At 59.6% G+C, this 15,570-nt stretch carries 15 protein-coding genes; 7 read left to right on the forward strand and 8 right to left on the reverse strand.

Going from position 1 to position 15,570, the window contains the following annotated elements; translation table 11 throughout:
• Positions 1-17 precede the first annotated feature (17 nt).
• A complete protein-coding gene (locus tag PSEUDOMOFG3G_RS02820; RefSeq protein WP_047228616.1) occupies positions 18-278 on the reverse strand; it encodes a YebG family protein in 261 nt (86 codons plus the stop codon).
• A 305-nt stretch (positions 279-583) separates the two neighbouring features.
• On the opposite strand from PSEUDOMOFG3G_RS02820, the gene PSEUDOMOFG3G_RS02825 reads away from it, so the two are divergent.
• A complete protein-coding gene (locus PSEUDOMOFG3G_RS02825; protein ID WP_076383585.1) occupies positions 584-1,084 on the forward strand; it encodes a phosphate-starvation-inducible protein PsiE in 501 nt (166 codons plus the stop codon).
• On the opposite strand, the gene PSEUDOMOFG3G_RS02830 is transcribed toward PSEUDOMOFG3G_RS02825, so the two are convergent.
• Complete coding sequence (locus PSEUDOMOFG3G_RS02830) at positions 1,081-1,398, reverse strand: DUF3509 domain-containing protein (protein WP_047228614.1); 318 nt, start codon at positions 1,396-1,398, stop codon at positions 1,081-1,083. The genes PSEUDOMOFG3G_RS02825 and PSEUDOMOFG3G_RS02830 overlap by 4 nt on opposite strands.
• A 499-nt stretch (positions 1,399-1,897) precedes the next feature.
• Here PSEUDOMOFG3G_RS02830 and PSEUDOMOFG3G_RS02835 point away from each other — a divergent pair, with 499 nt between their 5' ends.
• The gene (locus PSEUDOMOFG3G_RS02835; RefSeq protein ID WP_139049163.1) at positions 1,898-2,308 is read left to right on the forward strand and encodes an HPF/RaiA family ribosome-associated protein; all 411 of its coding nucleotides are present in this window, start codon (positions 1,898-1,900) and stop codon (positions 2,306-2,308) included.
• 205 nt (positions 2,309-2,513) lie between these two features.
• Here the strand turns inward: PSEUDOMOFG3G_RS02835 and PSEUDOMOFG3G_RS02840 are convergent, their stop codons facing one another.
• Positions 2,514-3,389: a helix-turn-helix domain-containing protein gene (locus PSEUDOMOFG3G_RS02840; protein ID WP_139049164.1), complete on the reverse strand. Its 876-nt coding sequence runs from the start codon at positions 3,387-3,389 to the stop codon at positions 2,514-2,516.
• Positions 3,390-3,528: 139 nt separating this feature from the next.
• Here PSEUDOMOFG3G_RS02840 and PSEUDOMOFG3G_RS02845 point away from each other — a divergent pair, with 139 nt between their 5' ends.
• Positions 3,529-4,431 carry a DMT family transporter gene (locus PSEUDOMOFG3G_RS02845; protein WP_139049165.1) on the forward strand — a complete coding sequence of 301 codons (903 nt, stop codon included), beginning with the start codon at positions 3,529-3,531 and terminating at the stop codon, positions 4,429-4,431.
• A gap of 42 nt (positions 4,432-4,473) precedes the next feature.
• Here the strand turns inward: PSEUDOMOFG3G_RS02845 and PSEUDOMOFG3G_RS02850 are convergent, their stop codons facing one another.
• The 5 genes from PSEUDOMOFG3G_RS02850 to norR form a co-directional block, all read right to left on the reverse strand.
• On the reverse strand, positions 4,474-5,445 hold the full coding sequence (locus tag PSEUDOMOFG3G_RS02850) for a D-glycerate dehydrogenase (protein ID WP_139049166.1): 972 nt from the start codon (positions 5,443-5,445) through the stop codon (positions 4,474-4,476).
• Positions 5,446-5,708: 263 nt separating this feature from the next.
• Positions 5,709-6,458, reverse strand: a complete 750-nt coding sequence (locus PSEUDOMOFG3G_RS02855) for a YkgJ family cysteine cluster protein (protein ID WP_139049167.1) — start codon at positions 6,456-6,458, stop codon at positions 5,709-5,711.
• A 77-nt stretch (positions 6,459-6,535) separates the two neighbouring features.
• Positions 6,536-6,862 (reverse strand): hypothetical protein, encoded by a 327-nt coding sequence (locus tag PSEUDOMOFG3G_RS02860; protein WP_139049168.1) that lies wholly within the window; start codon positions 6,860-6,862, stop codon positions 6,536-6,538.
• Between the two features lie 98 nt (positions 6,863-6,960).
• A complete protein-coding gene (locus tag PSEUDOMOFG3G_RS02865) occupies positions 6,961-7,863 on the reverse strand; it encodes a chemotaxis protein CheV (protein ID WP_047228604.1) in 903 nt (300 codons plus the stop codon).
• Positions 7,864-8,063: 200 nt separating this feature from the next.
• Positions 8,064-9,620 (reverse strand): nitric oxide reductase transcriptional regulator NorR, encoded by a 1,557-nt coding sequence (gene norR, locus PSEUDOMOFG3G_RS02870; protein WP_139049169.1) that lies wholly within the window; start codon positions 9,618-9,620, stop codon positions 8,064-8,066.
• 151 nt (positions 9,621-9,771) lie between these two features.
• Between norR and hmpA the strand changes: the two genes are divergently transcribed.
• The 4 genes from hmpA (at position 9,772) to cyoB (ending at position 15,568) form a co-directional block, all read left to right on the forward strand.
• On the forward strand, positions 9,772-10,953 hold the full coding sequence (gene hmpA / locus PSEUDOMOFG3G_RS02875; RefSeq protein WP_139049170.1) for an NO-inducible flavohemoprotein: 1,182 nt from the start codon (positions 9,772-9,774) through the stop codon (positions 10,951-10,953).
• Positions 10,954-11,283: 330 nt separating this feature from the next.
• Complete coding sequence (locus PSEUDOMOFG3G_RS02880; protein ID WP_047228601.1) at positions 11,284-11,793, forward strand: disulfide bond formation protein B; 510 nt, start codon at positions 11,284-11,286, stop codon at positions 11,791-11,793.
• A 793-nt stretch (positions 11,794-12,586) separates the two neighbouring features.
• Positions 12,587-13,534 carry a ubiquinol oxidase subunit II gene (cyoA, locus tag PSEUDOMOFG3G_RS02885; RefSeq protein ID WP_047228600.1) on the forward strand — a complete coding sequence of 316 codons (948 nt, stop codon included), beginning with the start codon at positions 12,587-12,589 and terminating at the stop codon, positions 13,532-13,534.
• Between the two features lie 3 nt (positions 13,535-13,537).
• Positions 13,538-15,568 carry a cytochrome o ubiquinol oxidase subunit I gene (gene cyoB / locus PSEUDOMOFG3G_RS02890; RefSeq protein ID WP_047228599.1) on the forward strand — a complete coding sequence of 677 codons (2,031 nt, stop codon included), beginning with the start codon at positions 13,538-13,540 and terminating at the stop codon, positions 15,566-15,568.
• Positions 15,569-15,570 lie beyond the last annotated feature (2 nt).

The following is a 15,570-nucleotide window of genomic DNA, read 5'->3' on the forward strand; positions in this document are numbered from 1 at the left end:
TGCGATCTTTTCAAGGCTTATTCAGCAGGGGCATTGAGCAGTTCGGACAAGGCGTCCGGTTGACTCTTGAACGCCTTGGCGAACACATCGCGATTTTTCGCCATGTAGATGCCGGCTTCCTCAACCTGTTTCTCGCTCAGCGAGGGAACGGCTTTTTGCAACACTTCGGCCAGCAATTCGGCGAGTTCCAGCATTTTGTCATGACGGTCAGCTTCGGCTTTATCCATGAACAAGCGCTCCAGATCTCGGCTGCTGCGGTATACCACTTCGACGGCCATTCACCACCTCACATGCCTTCACATTGGTTATCTTTGTGACTACTGTATTTATATACAGCCAAAAGGATAAGCGAATCCCTTCCCTTTGGATAGTGGCTTTTTAATGTAGACGTATTTGCACATTTGTCGCGAGCGCTGGTGTGGGAGCCAGCCTGCTCACGACAGGGCGGCATCAACATCGCAAAAGTGTCGGGTTGCGGCCCATCGCCATCTCACCCTCAGCCGCTGGCCTTTTTTCTGCATGCAGAACAACCGTCACGTCCAACCCGCATCATCCGGTCGAGTCGACCTAAGGAAACTACATCGTGAAAATCAACTGGGCCGAGAACCTGCGCCAGAACGTACATCAGTTGGCCGAATCCCTGGGCAATCTGTTCGTCGAGACGTTCCATTACCTGGCACTGTTTGCCATCGGAGCGGTGACCGCCTGGGCGGCGGTGATGGAGTTTTTGCAGATGCTCGAGCAGGGGCACATCAAGATCGATGACATCCTGCTGCTGTTCATCTATCTGGAATTGGGAGCGATGGTCGGGATCTACTTCAAGACCAACCACATGCCGGTGCGGTTCCTGATCTACGTGGCGATCACGGCGCTGACGCGCTTGTTGATTTCCAACGTCTCCCACCACAGTCCGCCTGACCTGGGCATCATCTACTTGTGCGGCGGCATCTTGCTGCTGGCGTTCGCGATCCTGGTGGTGCGTTACGCTTCCTCACAGTTCCCTTCGGTGAAAATCGAGCACCCGCACCGCAAGGTTGGCGCGGGTTCCAGCGAGCACGCCGAAGTGGAGAAGGGCGAGATCTAGAAACCGGCGGGGGCGGATGTCGCGCCCTGCGTCTGCGGTGGTGGCAGCTTGACGTTGTCACCGCCGGTCATGGCTTCGAGGATCGCCACAGCGCTGTGGCCCTGCTCGATGGCGATGCCGAACTGGATGCTCTGGACCAGGCGCCGCAGGCGTTCCGGGTCATTGCGTTGCTGGGCGCTGATCATGCGCTTGGCGACGATGCGCCCGGCCTTGGAGAGGGTCAGCATGATGCTGCCGTCCAGGCCCTGGATGCTCAGATTGATTTGATACTGCGGCGCAAAAGCGTCGGTAATGAGCTGAAAAGGGTTGTCCATGATGCGTCACCGCCTGATTGAACGTGCAGTTGTTGACCGGCCGTGATCGGGATTAGTTCGCGATACCGGACCACCGGCCATTCCATGATCGTGCTTCATCCAGAGCCAGGCAGAGGCTGGATCGGAAGATCCCAACCTGCGACCGCTCCAGCAGAGAGGTAGCAAGGGGCATGCCGGAAAAACTGTCGGACAATGATCACGGCGCATAGGCGCTGAAGGCCTTGGCATGCGGCCCGGGAGGCTGCCCGTTTCTGTGCAGGAATGGGCGAATGGTCGTTGACGGTGCAGGGTGAGCGCAGAATTTTCGTGGGGTAAGCAAGGCGAGGCAACTCCCGACATTAACAGCGCTTTTGTCCGTTGTCCGGCTTTATTTGCGTATGAATATTTATCTTTTCGAAGGGGTTGAATTGTTCTGCCGCCAGCCCGACTCTGTATTCAAGGGGTCGTCGCGCTACCGTCGATTGGCCCCTGGCGAGCTAGCCGAAATAAGGGATGAACTATGCAAATCCAAGTCAACAGCGATAACCATATTCAAAGCAGCATCCGACTGGAGGAGTGGGTACGTACTACCATCGAAAGCACGCTCGAACGTTATGAAGAAGACCTGATACGGGTCGAGGTCCATTTGCGGGACGAGAACGGCGACAAGCCCGGTCCCCATGACTTGCGTTGTCAGCTGGAAGCACGGCCAAAGGGTCTGCAACCGGTCTCGGTGACACACAAGGCCGATACGCTGGAATTGGCCATCGAAGGGGCGGCCACCAAGCTTGAACATGCCCTGGAGCATCTGTTCGGCAAACTGCGCGTCAAACGCGCCACCGCTGAGAAACCGACCGAGTCGGTGGCCTTGGCCGATGCGATGCTGGAAGAAGAATTCCTGGAGAACGAACGGGCTGCACTCAACGGCTGAGCCTAATTCTTTTTACTGACCGACCGAAAACGGGCCTGCCAACGCAGGCCCGTTTTGCTTGCACTCCATATTGGATGCGCCACGGTATCGCGAGCAGGCTCGCACACACTGGACCTTCAGTGGACGTGAATGTTGCGTTCGGCATAGCACTCCTGTGGGAGCGAGCCTGCTCGCGATGGCGATAGTGCGTCTGGCAGCTTGTTCGCTAGCGCAAAAACGCCTGTCGATACTCGCCGGGTGTCGCGCCGAGGGCCTGCCGGAAACGATTCGTAAAATGGCTGGCGCTGGCGAACCCGCAGGCCAATGCGACCTCACCCAGCGGTTTTGACGTGCTGCGCAGCCAGTGCCGCGCTTGGGCCAGACGTCGTGCCAGTACGTATTGATGGGGCGGCAGGCCGAAGCTTTCGCGGAACATCCGGGCAAAGTGGTATTCGGACAGCGCACACAGCGCCGCCAGTTGGCCGAGGCTGATGGCGTCGGCCAGATGGCTGTCGATGTAGTCCACCAGCATTCGCCGCTGGTGAGCGGCCAGCCCGCCCTTGAGGCGAAGCCCCTGGCGCTGGCCGACCTGGCTCAATAGCAGATGGTTGAGCAAGTCATGGGCCAGGCTGGTGGTCAGAAGGCGTTCACCGGGCTCATCCCAGTTCAGGGCGATCAACTGGCGAAAGCGCTGTGCCTGTTGCGGGTCGTCGAGAAAGGTGGCTTCGCGCAGTTGCACTTGCCGCGGCTCGCGATCCAGTAGCGTGACGCAACCGAGGGCGAATTGTTCAGGGCTGAAGTACAGGTGGGCGAGGCGAATGTCGCCATTGATGACCCAGGCCGATTCATGCCCGGCCGGCAGGACGCAGAGTTTGCCGGGTGCCCCGGTGGTGTCGGGGCGTTCGCGGCGAAACGTGCCGGTACCACCGGCGATGTAGCACGACAGCGTGTGGTGCGTCGGCGCCTCGTAGTCTTGGGCGTCGTGATGGTTGCTCCACAAAGCGGCCGCCATGCCGTCTCCAAGCTCGGCACTGTGCTCAAGGCGAGCATTGGGCGAACTGTTGAGGGCTTGAAAGACTTGCAGGGTTTGCAGTGTGGGCATGATCGGGTCTCTCCAACGCCTTGCATCCTACTCCGTCGATCGGCTCATGCCAGCCTGCAAACCGACAAAACCGCAAGTTTACGCAAGCGCCTGGTGGTGGGCGGCGCAACACTGGCGGTCATTGTCAGGAGTTGCCGTCATGAACCTCTCGTTGTATCTGCTTACCGTGCTCATCTGGGGCACTACCTGGATTGCGCTGAAATTGCAGTTGGGCGTGGTCGCCATCCCCGTGTCGATTGTCTATCGCTTCGGCCTGGCGGCGCTGATTCTGTTTGTGATGCTCTTGCTCAGCCGACGTCTGCAAGCAATGAACCGGCGCGGTCATTTGATTTGCGTGGCCCAGGGCCTGTGCCTGTTCTGCATCAACTTCATGTGTTTCCTCACTGCCAGCCAATGGATTCCCAGTGGGTTGGTCGCGGTGGTGTTCTCTACTGCCACGCTCTGGAATGCCCTCAATGCCCGCGTGTTCTTCGGTCAAAGGATCGCCCGCAACGTCATGCTCGGCGGCGCCTTGGGCTTGCTGGGGCTGGCGCTGCTGTTCTGGCCGGAGCTGGCGGGTCATAGCGCAAGCCCGCGAACGCTGCTCGGGTTGGCCTTGGCGCTGCTGGGAACCTTGTGCTTTTCGGCGGGCAACATGCTCTCGAGTTTGCAGCAGAAGGCCGGTCTCAAACCCTTGACCACCAACGCCTGGGGCATGGCTTATGGGGCAGCGATGCTGGCGGTGTGGTGCCTCTTCAAAGGCATCCCGTTCGATATGGAATGGAACGCGCGCTATGTCGGCTCGCTGTTGTACCTGGTGATCCCAGGTTCAGTGATCGGCTTCACCGCCTACCTGACGCTGGTGGGGCGCATGGGGCCGGAGCGGGCGGCGTATTGCACGGTGCTGTTTCCGGTGGTGGCGTTGAACGTCTCGGCGTTGGTCGAGGGTTACCAATGGACGGCGCCGGCACTGCTCGGGCTGGTGCTGGTGATGTTGGGGAACGTGCTGGTGTTTCGCAAACCCCGGCCCGTGGCGACGCAAGCCGCCCTGGGCGCACGCTGAGCCAGGGTATGGCAGGCCCGGACCCGGCGCCTGCCCGATGGTTTACTTCCAGACTTGCGGGTTGACCAGGTTCTTCGGTCGCTCGCCCAGCAAAGCGCTGCGCAAGTTTTCCACGGCTAGATTGGCCATGGCTTCACGGGTTTCGTGGGTGGCCGAGCCGATATGGGGCAGGGTTACGGCGTTTTTCAGCTGGAACAGCGGCGATTCGGCCAATGGTTCTTTCTCGTAAACGTCCAGCCCGGCGCCGCGGATGCGGTTGTTCTGCAAGGCTTCGATCAGCGCCAGCTCATCCACCACCGGACCGCGGGAAATATTGACCAGAATGGCACTCGGTTTCATCAGAGCCAGTTCGCGCTGGCCAATCAGGTGGCGGGTCTTCTCACTCAATGGCACCACGAGGCAAACAAAGTCCGCTTCGGCCAGCAACTGATCCAGCTCGCGAAATTGTGCGCCCAACTGATCTTCCAGTTCGGTCTTGCGGCTGTTGCCGCTGTAGAGAATCGGCATGTTGAACCCCAGCCGGCCACGCCGGGCAATGGCGGCGCCGATGTTGCCCATGCCGACGATGCCCAGGGTCTTGCCGTGCACGTCAGTGCCGAACAGCTGCGGGCCGACCGTCGCCTGCCATTGGCCGGCCTTGGTCCAGGCGTCCAGTTCAGCGACGCGCCGGGCGCTGCTCATCAGCAGGGCGAAGGCCAGGTCAGCGGTGCTTTCGGTGAGCACGTCAGGGGTGTTGGTGAGCATGATTCCACGCTCATTGAAGTAGGCCAGGTCATAGTTGTCGTAACCCACCGACACGCTGGACACCACTTGCAGATTCGCGGCGCTCTGCAGTTGTTCGCGGCCGAGCTTGCGTCCGACACCGATCAGGCCATGCACGTGGGGCAAGGCTTCGTTGAACTGTGCATTGATGTCGCCGTTCGACGGATTGGGCACGATCACGTCGAAATCCTGTTGCAGTCGTTCGACCATCTTGGGTGTGACACGGCTGAAGGCAAGTACGGTTTTTTTCATCGCAGAAGGCTCATCAGGCAAGGAATACCAAGCACGCTAACATTCTGGATGTGGGTTAGGCGAGAGGGGAGCGTCGATTGAGGCGAGTCAGTGGCAGGAATGGAGTACTTATGGGCAGTACCTATGGGGGAGCATCTATGTTGGATGTGGGAGCGAGCCTGCTCGCGATGACGGCGGCACATCCACCATCACTGCAAACTGATCCACCGCTATCGCGAGCAGGCTCGCTCCCACAAGGGATTTCTATTTCATCCCTGGGGTGTTTACGCCGCCCGCAGCGAAATAAACGCGTAGTTGACCGGTGCCTCAGTGGCGACCCGTGCTCCACTGGCCAGGACCTGGCAGGCCACGTCATCACCGGACAAATGGAACTGCCATTCACTGGCCGCTTGCTCCAGTGGCTGCAAACGGACCTGATCAATGACGGCGGCGAATGCACTCATGTCCGGCAGGTACGCGGTAAACCCGTCGCCCTTCAGCGCGGTGGTGAGGATGCCCAGCGAAGCGCAGATGCGCTCCTTGATCCGGATTTCCTCGCGATCGGCCTGACGTGAGCGTTCGATCAACTGCGCCAGTTCCTTGTCGACCAGTTCACCGCCGAGTATCAGTTGCGGTCCGGTCTCCCACGACTCTGGCGGGCATTCCTTTACGGCAATGTTGAGCGGGATGTGCGGGTTGATTTCCATCGGATAGATACGGCACACCAAGGGGCGGCGCTCGTAGATGCGGCACAGGTTTTCTTCGTCAAGATTGCGGCAGCGCCCGGCGTTATAGGCGGCGAAGGTGATTGCCACCAAGGCCTCGGTGGTGCCGCTGTGGACCCGCGCCGAACGGCGCTCAGCGTGTTCGCGTTGCGCCGCCGGCAGGCCGAGCCCGTTGGGCAGGAAGGCTTCCACCAGGACAATCACCTGGCCGCCGTCGTCAGCCCACATCCGGGCCTCGTCGAGGGTCAGGGGGACATGGTGATCGGTGCAGCATTTGCCACAGCCTACGCAGGAAAACGTTGTGTTCATTGAGCGCCCGGTCAAAAGCTGGAAGGCGGCGACAGAAAAACGCCGCGATTAACCGATGCGAAGCAAGTTGTGCGCCATCACCGGCTGTTGTCGGCGGGGCGGATGGAGTCCCACTCGGTCACGTAGGCGGTCTTGGATTTCTTGCGGTAAAGGCACAGCTCGGTGCCCGTCGCGCCTTTCATGTGTTTCTGCGGATACTGGCCTTGCAGCAACAGCGCGGTATAACCCACCCGGTCATCGAACTGCGCGGCAGTGCCCACAGGCTCGGCGTTCTTCAAGCCGCTGGCCTTGATGCAACTGGCAAGCACGGCTTTGTCATGGGTGGCCCAGGCTTCTGGGCTGGAGGCGTGGGCCTGGGCGGCGAGGGCCGTGAAGCCCAAAAACATGAGTGCGTGGATTTTCATCAGCAAGATCCTTGTTCCGGGAAGCCAGGACAGGAGTATGCCTGAGGTGCCGGGATGATCATTCCCCTATACGCATGGGAATGATCATCAGGCATGACTCAGTGGCCTTGCTCGGCAACCGCCTTGGCGGCCGTGATCAGGCACTTGGTCAGCTCCGGTGAGGAGAACTTGGTCAGCACGCCATTGGCCCCGGATAGCCGAGCCTTCTCGCTGTTCATGGCGCTGTCCAGCGAGGTGTGCAGCAACACATAGAGGTGGGCGAAGTCCGGCGTTTCCCGCAGGGTCCGGGTAAGGGCGTAGCCGTCCATCTCCGACATTTCGATGTCGGAAACGATCAGGTTGATCTGCTGTGCGGTGCCTTGCAGGTCCAGCAGGCATTCGATGGCTTCCTTGGCGCTGCGAGCGGTGTGGCATTGCAGCCCGAGGTTGCGCAAGGTGTGTACCGATTGTTGCAACGCCACCTGACTGTCATCGACCACCAGGATCCGCGCGTTGCCCAGGACTTCGGCGTCTTCCATGCTCAGCTCGGTGGGCGCCGTTTCAATCTGCGCCGGGGCGATACCGTGGATGACTTTTTCGATGTCCAGCACCTGCACCAGCGTGCCATCCACCGACGTCACGCCAGTGATGAAGGCGCGTACGCCGCCTGAGCCGAAAGGCGGGGGTTTGATGTCGGTGGTCAGGCAATGCACGATCTTGCTCACCGCCTGCACATGCAGACCCTGTTTGGATCGACTCACATCGGTGACGATCAGGCAGCCGCCATCCGGATCTTCCAGAGGGCGTTCGCCGATGGCGCGGCTCAGGTCGATCACCGACAACGAGGCCCCGCGCAGGGTGGCGATGCCTTTGACGTGCGGGTGCGACTCCGGCAGTTTGGTCAACGGCGGGCAGGGAATGATTTCGCTGACTTTGAGCAGGTTGATTGCCATCAGCTTGCCGCTGCGCAAGGTAAACAGCAGAAGCGAAAGTGAGTCTGCGCGGGCTTTGTTGGAAGACATAAAAACCTTCTGTGGAAAAAGGTGGGGCGAGCGTGAAGAACGCCAAAACAGCTTTTGATATTGGGTTATCGACCCGATGGGGGCTGGCTTTAGGGCGAAACCCACAGACAATCGATTTCAGCTCAGTGGCCTGGGAATGCATACGCTATGGTCAGGCGACAAATGCCCTCGCCGCATGGGGCGTCGGTGGTACAGAAGGTTTATTTGAGTCCCAACCGCTTGGCCATCCGCCCCAGGTTTGCCCGATCCAGACCCAGTTCCCGGGCGGCGCTGGCCCAGTTGTGCTGATGCCGTTCCAGGCAGGCGATGATCAGCTTGCGTTGAAAATCGTCCATGGCTTCACGCAAGTCCCCCGTGACCCCCTCCAGGGCAGGTGCGGGGCTGGCGGATGAAGGTGGCGGGTTTTCTTCCGGACTGCGGGGCAAGTCCAGGTCCTGGGCGCTGAGGCTGAGGATCTTTGGCCGCACCGGACACCGGCCCAAGGCTTTTAAGGCGCTTCGGCCGATCAGGTGCTCCAGTTCACGCACGTTCCCCGGCCAGTCATACGCCAGCAATGCGGCCTGGGCGTCACTGGTCAGGCGCAGGCTGCCCAGGCCCATGCGCGAACGGTTCTGCTCCAGGAAAAAACCGCTGAGCAGCAGCACATCGCGCCCACGATCCCGTAGTGCCGGCACCAGCAACGGGTACACGCTCAGACGATGATAGAAGTCGGCCCGATATCGCCCGTTGCGCACTTCTTCAGCCAGATCGCGATTGGTGGCCGCAATCAGGCGTACATCGACCCGATGTTCCTTGTCCGAGCCCAGTCGTTGCAACTGGCCGCTCTGCAACACTCGCAGCAGCTTGGCCTGCACGGTCAAGGACAACTCGCCCACTTCATCGAGGAACAACGTGCCGCCATCGGCCAGTTCGAATTTGCCGCGCCGGTCATTCGTGGCCCCTGTAAACGCGCCGCGTACATGGCCGAAGAGTTCGCTTTCCACCAGGGTATCCGGCAGTGCAGCGCAATTGAGGCTGATAAGCGGCTGCTCGGCGCGCTTGGAGGCCGCGTGTATGGCTTGGGCGACCAGCTCCTTGCCAACCCCGGTTTCGCCAGTGATCAGCACCGTCAGGTCGCTGCCCCCCACCAGGTTGATTTCTTCCACTAATCGCTTGTGGGCCTTGCTCTGGCCGACCATGTCGCGAGGTTGCTGGCCGCTGGCCTGGCGGTAGACCTCGGCGCGGCGATGTTCGTCTTCGGCTTTCAAGGCCAGCCGATCGATGCGTTCGGCCGCGCTGACCGTGGCGGCGGCCAGGCTGGCAAAGGCCTGCAAGGCGCTCAGGTCGATCGGCTCGAAGCGTTCGGGGTTCAGCGCATCGAGGGTCAGCAGGCCCCACGGTTGCTCGTCGACGAACAGTGGGCAGCCCATGCAGTCGTGGACCTCCAAGTGCTCAGCCAGACCTTCGACCAATCCGTCGTAGGGGTCGGGCAGCTCACTGTCGGCGGCAAAGCGAGTGGGCTGCGGGCTGGCCAGCAGTGCCTGGAAGCGGGGGTGTTCACTGATCCGGAAGCGTCTGCCCAGGGTATCGGTACTCAAGCCATCCACCGCCAGCGGCACCAGACAGTCTCCGTCCAGGCGTAACAGCGCGGCGGCGTCGCAGGGCAACAGGGCTCGCAGCGCGCCAAGCAGGCGTCGGTAGCGCTCGCCTTCCGGCAACTCGCGGGAGAGGTCGGCCACCAGCGGAAGCAGCGAGGTCAGTAGGGAGGTTGCGGTCATAATGACTCCATATGGTCCTAATGACTATAAGATGCCATATGTCTTTATGACTACTTAATTCGTAAGCAATTGAAAATGTTTAATAAATTTTATGGCATGAAACCTGATAGGCATAGGTATCAGTTTTTCGTAATACGCCAGGAGTCACCTTATGCTCAGCCGAGAAGAACGCGCCATCATCCGCTCCACCGTGCCCTTGCTTGAAAGCGGTGGTGAAGCGCTCATTACTCACTTTTATCGCATGATGCTGTCCGAATACCCGCAAGTGCGCCCGTTGTTCAACCAGGCTCACCAGGCCAGCGGTGATCAGCCCCGCGCCCTGGCCAACGGCGTATTGATGTATGCCCGGCACATTGACCAGCTCGATCAGTTGGGCGACCTAGTGGCCAAAATCGTCAACAAGCACGTCGCCCTGCAAATCCTGCCGGAACATTACCCAATTGTGGGGGCCTGCCTGTTGCGGGCGATCGCCGAGGTGCTGGGTGAAGAGATCGCCACGCCGCAAGTGATTGCCGCGTGGGGCGCTGCCTATAACCAGTTGGCCGATATCCTGATCGGTGCCGAAACCGGCATGTACGAGCAGAAAGCCGCAGCGCCGGGCGGCTGGCGGGGCGAGCGTGAGTTCGTCCTGGCAGCCAGGGTGCAGGAGAGCTCGGAAATCACTTCGTTCTACTTCGAGCCGGCGGACAAGGGCGCGATCCTGGTGGCGGAACCAGGCCAGTACATCGGCATGAAACTGGTGTTGGATGGCGAGGAGGTGCGCCGCAATTATTCGCTGTCGGCCCTGGCGGACAACGGTCAGTATCGCATCAGCGTCAAGCGCGAGCCGGGCGGGCGCGTGTCCAACCACCTGCACCATCATTTCCCGATTGGCAGCAGCATCCAGTTGTTTCCACCGTCAGGGGACTTCTTCCTGACCCAGAGCGACAAACCGCTGGTGCTGATCAGCGGCGGCGTCGGCATCACCCCGACCCTGGCGATGTTGCAGGCGGCGCTGCAAACCGAGCGGCCGGTGCATTTTATCCACTGTGCACGTAACGGCGGCGCGCACGCGTTCCGTGACTGGATCGATGACCTGGCCCAGCGGCATCCACAACTCAAGCGCTTCTATTGCTACGACGAAGATGACGGCTTGAGCCCGGCAGCTGACAAGGTCGGCTTGTTGAGCCAGGAACAACTGGCGCAATGGTTGCCGCAGCAGCGTGACCTGGATGCCTACTTCCTTGGGCCCAAAGGCTTCATGGCCGCCGTCAAGCGCCACCTCAAGGCACTGGGCGTGCCGGACGGGCAAAGCCGCTACGAATTCTTCGGCCCGGCGGCGGCGCTGGAGTAACGGCGGGGCGAGCCGGGGTGACCCGGTTCGTCTGCATCGCGAGCAGGCTCGCTCCCACAATGGATTTGCGGCGGGCACGATTGGGTGATCAACGCAAAGACAACTGTGGGAGCGAGCCTGCTCGCGATAGCGGCGCCATGTTCACCCCATCCCGCCTGACTTCTCCAAGCAAAATTAATCCGTACTTAACCTCCCTCCTGTTTATTCCCCTCAATGTGGGCGGCAGCCGCTCGTTCTCTGTCATGGTCAGCGTGTAGACTTTGGCCATCCGACAGTGCGCCGGGTTTCTCCAGGCTGCGCGTCGATCCAATGCATACAAAGGGAAACGCAATGAATGAGCAAATGCTGCGCTTAGGCCGTGAACGGCGCTATCTGGTGCTGTTGGGGCTGATCTGTCTGGCGCTGATCGGCGGTGCGCTGTACATGCAGGTGGCGCTCGGCGAGGCGCCGTGCCCGCTATGCATCCTGCAGCGGTATGCATTGTTGCTGATCGCCATTTTCGCCTTCATTGGCGCGGCCATGCGCACCCGTCGCAGCCTGACGGTTTTCGAAGGCCTGGTGGTGCTCAGTGCCCTGGCCGGTGCGGCGGTAGCGGGGCATCACGTGTACACCCAGTTCTTCCCGGCGGTCAGCTGTGGCGTCGACGTGCTGCAACCGATTGTCGATGACCTCCCGCTGGCGAAGATCTTCCCGTTGGGCTTCCAGGTCGACGGCTTTTGCTCCACCCCGTATCCGCCGATCCTGGGCTTGTCCCTGGCACAATGGGCACTGGTGGCGTTCGTCCTCACGGCGATCCTGGTGCCGTTGCTGGTGTCGCGCAATCGCAAACAACTGCCCTAAAGCGCCTCAATCAGACGCCCCGGTTTTCTGTAGGAAGCCGGGGCGTTTTGCGTTTCAGTCTTACTGCGTGCCAGCCTTGATCCGAGACAATAATGAGCCGCGACAGCGTGCGACACGTTGTCACACATTTGCTGTCATTCGGCCACTTGCTGCGCGAATAAGCACCTCGTTCTGCAATGAAAAATCAGCCGTTGCAGGCTCCATCCGGCTAACTGTCTCCCCCCCGTAGCAGGCATTTCTAACAATCGGGCGTCTTGCCGCTCAGCCCCCGAATGACGCGGGCTCTACGGGCGTAAAAAGCCTCTTTAATCAGTGCAAGCTGTCTAAATCGGGCGTAGTAGACCTACGTTTTCTGGGGTTCTTGTTGAGAATGAATTTCGATAAGATGCCGGCTTGTTTCGAATTCTGCGAAAGATTGTTGCTCGATTTGATGAAAATTATTTCAGGATAAGACATGGTCTCCGGCGCCTCAGCTCACTACAATCGCCCGCACCGAATTTCCGACCCGGCTCAAGCTTGAGCCCGTGAGGTGGTCGAAGGGCTCAACGCCCCATGCGACCCCAGGTGTCGGTGCCTTCCAACTACCCGCACCAAATGGAATTGGGCTGTAACAAGGCCTTTGACCTACGAATTCGAATAAGAACTCACTGCTGGCCCGGGATGTGTCGAACAGCGTCTGACGCTGCGACGGTCAGCCCTTATTCAATCCAAGAAAAATGCCAACCCTTGGCAGGGTGAAGTGTTGGCGATCAAAACCCAACTGCATTGCGCAAGCTGCTTTAGAGGTCGTGAGATGAGTAAAAACAGGTACCCCCGATTACTAGGCTTGTTGCCTTTGCTCGGCACGTTGTTGCTGGGAGGCTGCAACATGACCTTGCTCGATCCCAAGGGTCAGGTCGGCCTGGATGAACGTAATCTGATCATCACCGCTACGCTGTTGATGTTGCTGGTCGTCGTGCCGGTTATCGTCATGACCTTCCTGTTCGCCTGGAAATACCGCGCGTCCAACACCAGTGCCACGTACACGCCCAAGTGGTCGCACTCGACCAAAATCGAAGTGGCGGTGTGGACTATTCCGGTACTGATCATCATTGCCCTGGGTTACATCACCTACAAGTCCACCCATGCCCTTGACCCGTATCGTCCGCTGGATTCCGACGTCAAGCCGATCACCATTGAAGTGGTCTCCATGGACTGGAAGTGGCTGTTCATCTATCCGGAACAAGGCATCGCCACGGTCAACAAGATCGTGTTCCCGGCCCACACGCCGATCAATTTCAAAGTCACCTCCGACACCGTGATGAACTCGTTCTTCATCCCGGGCCTGGGTGGCCAGATCTACGCGATGGCGGGCATGCAGACCAAGCTGCACCTGATCGCCAACCAGAACGCCGAACTCGACGGTATCTCCGCCAACTACAGCGGCGCGGGTTTCACCGGCATGAAGTTCAAAGCAATCGCCACGACCCAGGAAGAATTCGACGCCTGGGTCAACGATGTGAAGAAGGCACCTAAACAGCTTGAAAAAGCTGAATACGAAGCCCTTTCCAAACCGAGCCAGAACAACCCAGTCGAGCTCTACTCTTCGGTCACGCCGAACCTGTTCCAGACCATCATCGACAAGTATGAAGGGATGAACCCGGGCAAGCCGATGCACCACGAGAAGAACGAAAAGGAAGTGGCCCACAACATGGAAGGGATGGACATGAGTTCGCATTCAGCTGCCGGGGCAGAGGAGTAAACGATGTTTGGTAAATTAAGTTGGGAAGCGATCCCGTTCCACGAGCCGATTGTCATGGTGACCCTCGCCATCATCGCGCTCGGTGGTCTGGCGTTGTTCGCGGGGATTACCTACTTCAAGAAGTGGACCTACCTGTGGACCGAGTGGCTGACGTCGGTCGACCACAAGAAAATCGGCGTGATGTACATCATCGTCGCCATGATCATGCTGCTGCGCGGTTTTGCCGACGCCATCATGATGCGTACCCAGTTGGCCATGGCCACCGAGGGTTCGCCTGGCTACCTGCCGCCTGAACACTATGACCAGATATTCACCGCCCACGGCGTGATCATGATCATCTTCATGGCGATGCCATTCTTCACCGGCCTGATGAACCTTGCAGTGCCGCTGCAGATCGGCGCGCGTGACGTGGCCTATCCGTTCCTGAACTCCTTGAGCTTCTGGCTGCTGGTTTCCGGTGTGGTACTGATCAACCTGTCCCTGGGCGTTGGCGAGTTTGCTAAGACCGGTTGGGTTGCCTATCCACCGTTGTCGGGACTGCAATACAGTCCGGGCGTGGGGATGGATTACTACATCTGGGCGCTACAGCTATCGGGACTTGGGACAACGCTAACGGGGGTCAACTTCCTGGCCACCGTGCTGAAGATGCGTACCCCGGGCATGAAGCTGATGGACATGCCGATCTTCACCTGGACCTGCACCTGGGCCAACGTCCTGATCGTCGCTTCGTTCCCGATCCTGACCGCTACCCTGGCTTTGCTGACGCTTGACCGCTACATGGATTTCCACATTTTCACCAATGAACTGGGTGGAAATCCGATGATGTACGTCAACCTGTTCTGGGCCTGGGGTCACCCCGAGGTGTACATCCTGATTCTGCCGGCGTTCGGGATTTTCTCCGAAGTCATCTCGACGTTCTCCGGCAAGAAGCTGTTCGGCCACCACTCGATGATCTACGCCAGCGGCGCGATCTCGGTGCTGGGTTTCATGGTCTGGCTGCACCACTTCTTCACCATGGGTTCGGGTGCCAGCGTCAACGCCTTCTTCGGTCTGGCGACGATGCTGATTTCGATCCCGACGGGTGTGAAGCTGTTCAACTGGCTGTTCACCATCTACCAGGGCCGTCTGCGTTTCACCAGCCACGTGCTGTGGACCCTGGGCTTCATGGTGACCTTTGCCATCGGCGGCATGACCGGCGTACTGCTGGCCATCCCGGGTGCGGACTTCGTGCTGCACAACAGCCTGTTCGTGATCGCGCATTTCCATAACGTGATCATCGGCGGCGCTGTATTCGGCTACATCGCCGGCTTCGCCTTCTACTTCCCGAAAGCGTTCGGCTTCAAGCTGCACGAGGGCTGGGGCAAGGCTGCATTCTGGTTCTGGATCTCGGGCTTCTTCGTCGCGTTCATGCCGCTGTATGCACTGGGCTTCATGGGCATGACCCGTCGTCTGAACGCCACCACCAACCCTGAGTGGGTGCCGTACCTGTACGTCGCCATGTTCGGCGCGGTGATGATCGCCGTGGGTATCGCCTGCCAGCTGATCCAGTTGTACGTCAGCGTGCGTGACCGCAAGAAGCCAGAGAACATGTGCGAACACGGTGATCCGTGGAATGCCCATACCCTGGAATGGTCGACCTCGTCGCCTCCGCCGTTCTACAACTTTGCCGTGCTGCCGAAAGCCGACGTCATCGACCCGTTCACCGAAGCCAAGGAAAACGGTACCGCGTACCAGACTCCGGCCAAGTACGCGCCGATCCACATGCCCAACAACACCGCGACCGGTGTGGTCATGGGTGCGCTGTTGACCGTGTTCGGTTTCGCGATGATCTGGCACATCTGGTGGCTGGCCATCGCCAGTCTGGTCGGCACCGTGGTGTATTTCACCATTCATGCCGCCCGTGACGATCAGGGCTACATGGTGCCGGTGGATGTCATCGAGCGCATCGAAGCCGAGCAGCACAAACGTCTGGTCGCGGCAGGGAAAGTCCCAGCCACCGCCACCCGTGTTGAAACCTCGTTGGAACAGGCTTAAAC

Origin of the sequence: Pseudomonas sp. FG-3G, assembly GCF_901007645.1 — a bacterium.
Taxonomy (GTDB): Bacteria; Pseudomonadota; Gammaproteobacteria; order Pseudomonadales; family Pseudomonadaceae; genus Aquipseudomonas; species Aquipseudomonas rhizophila.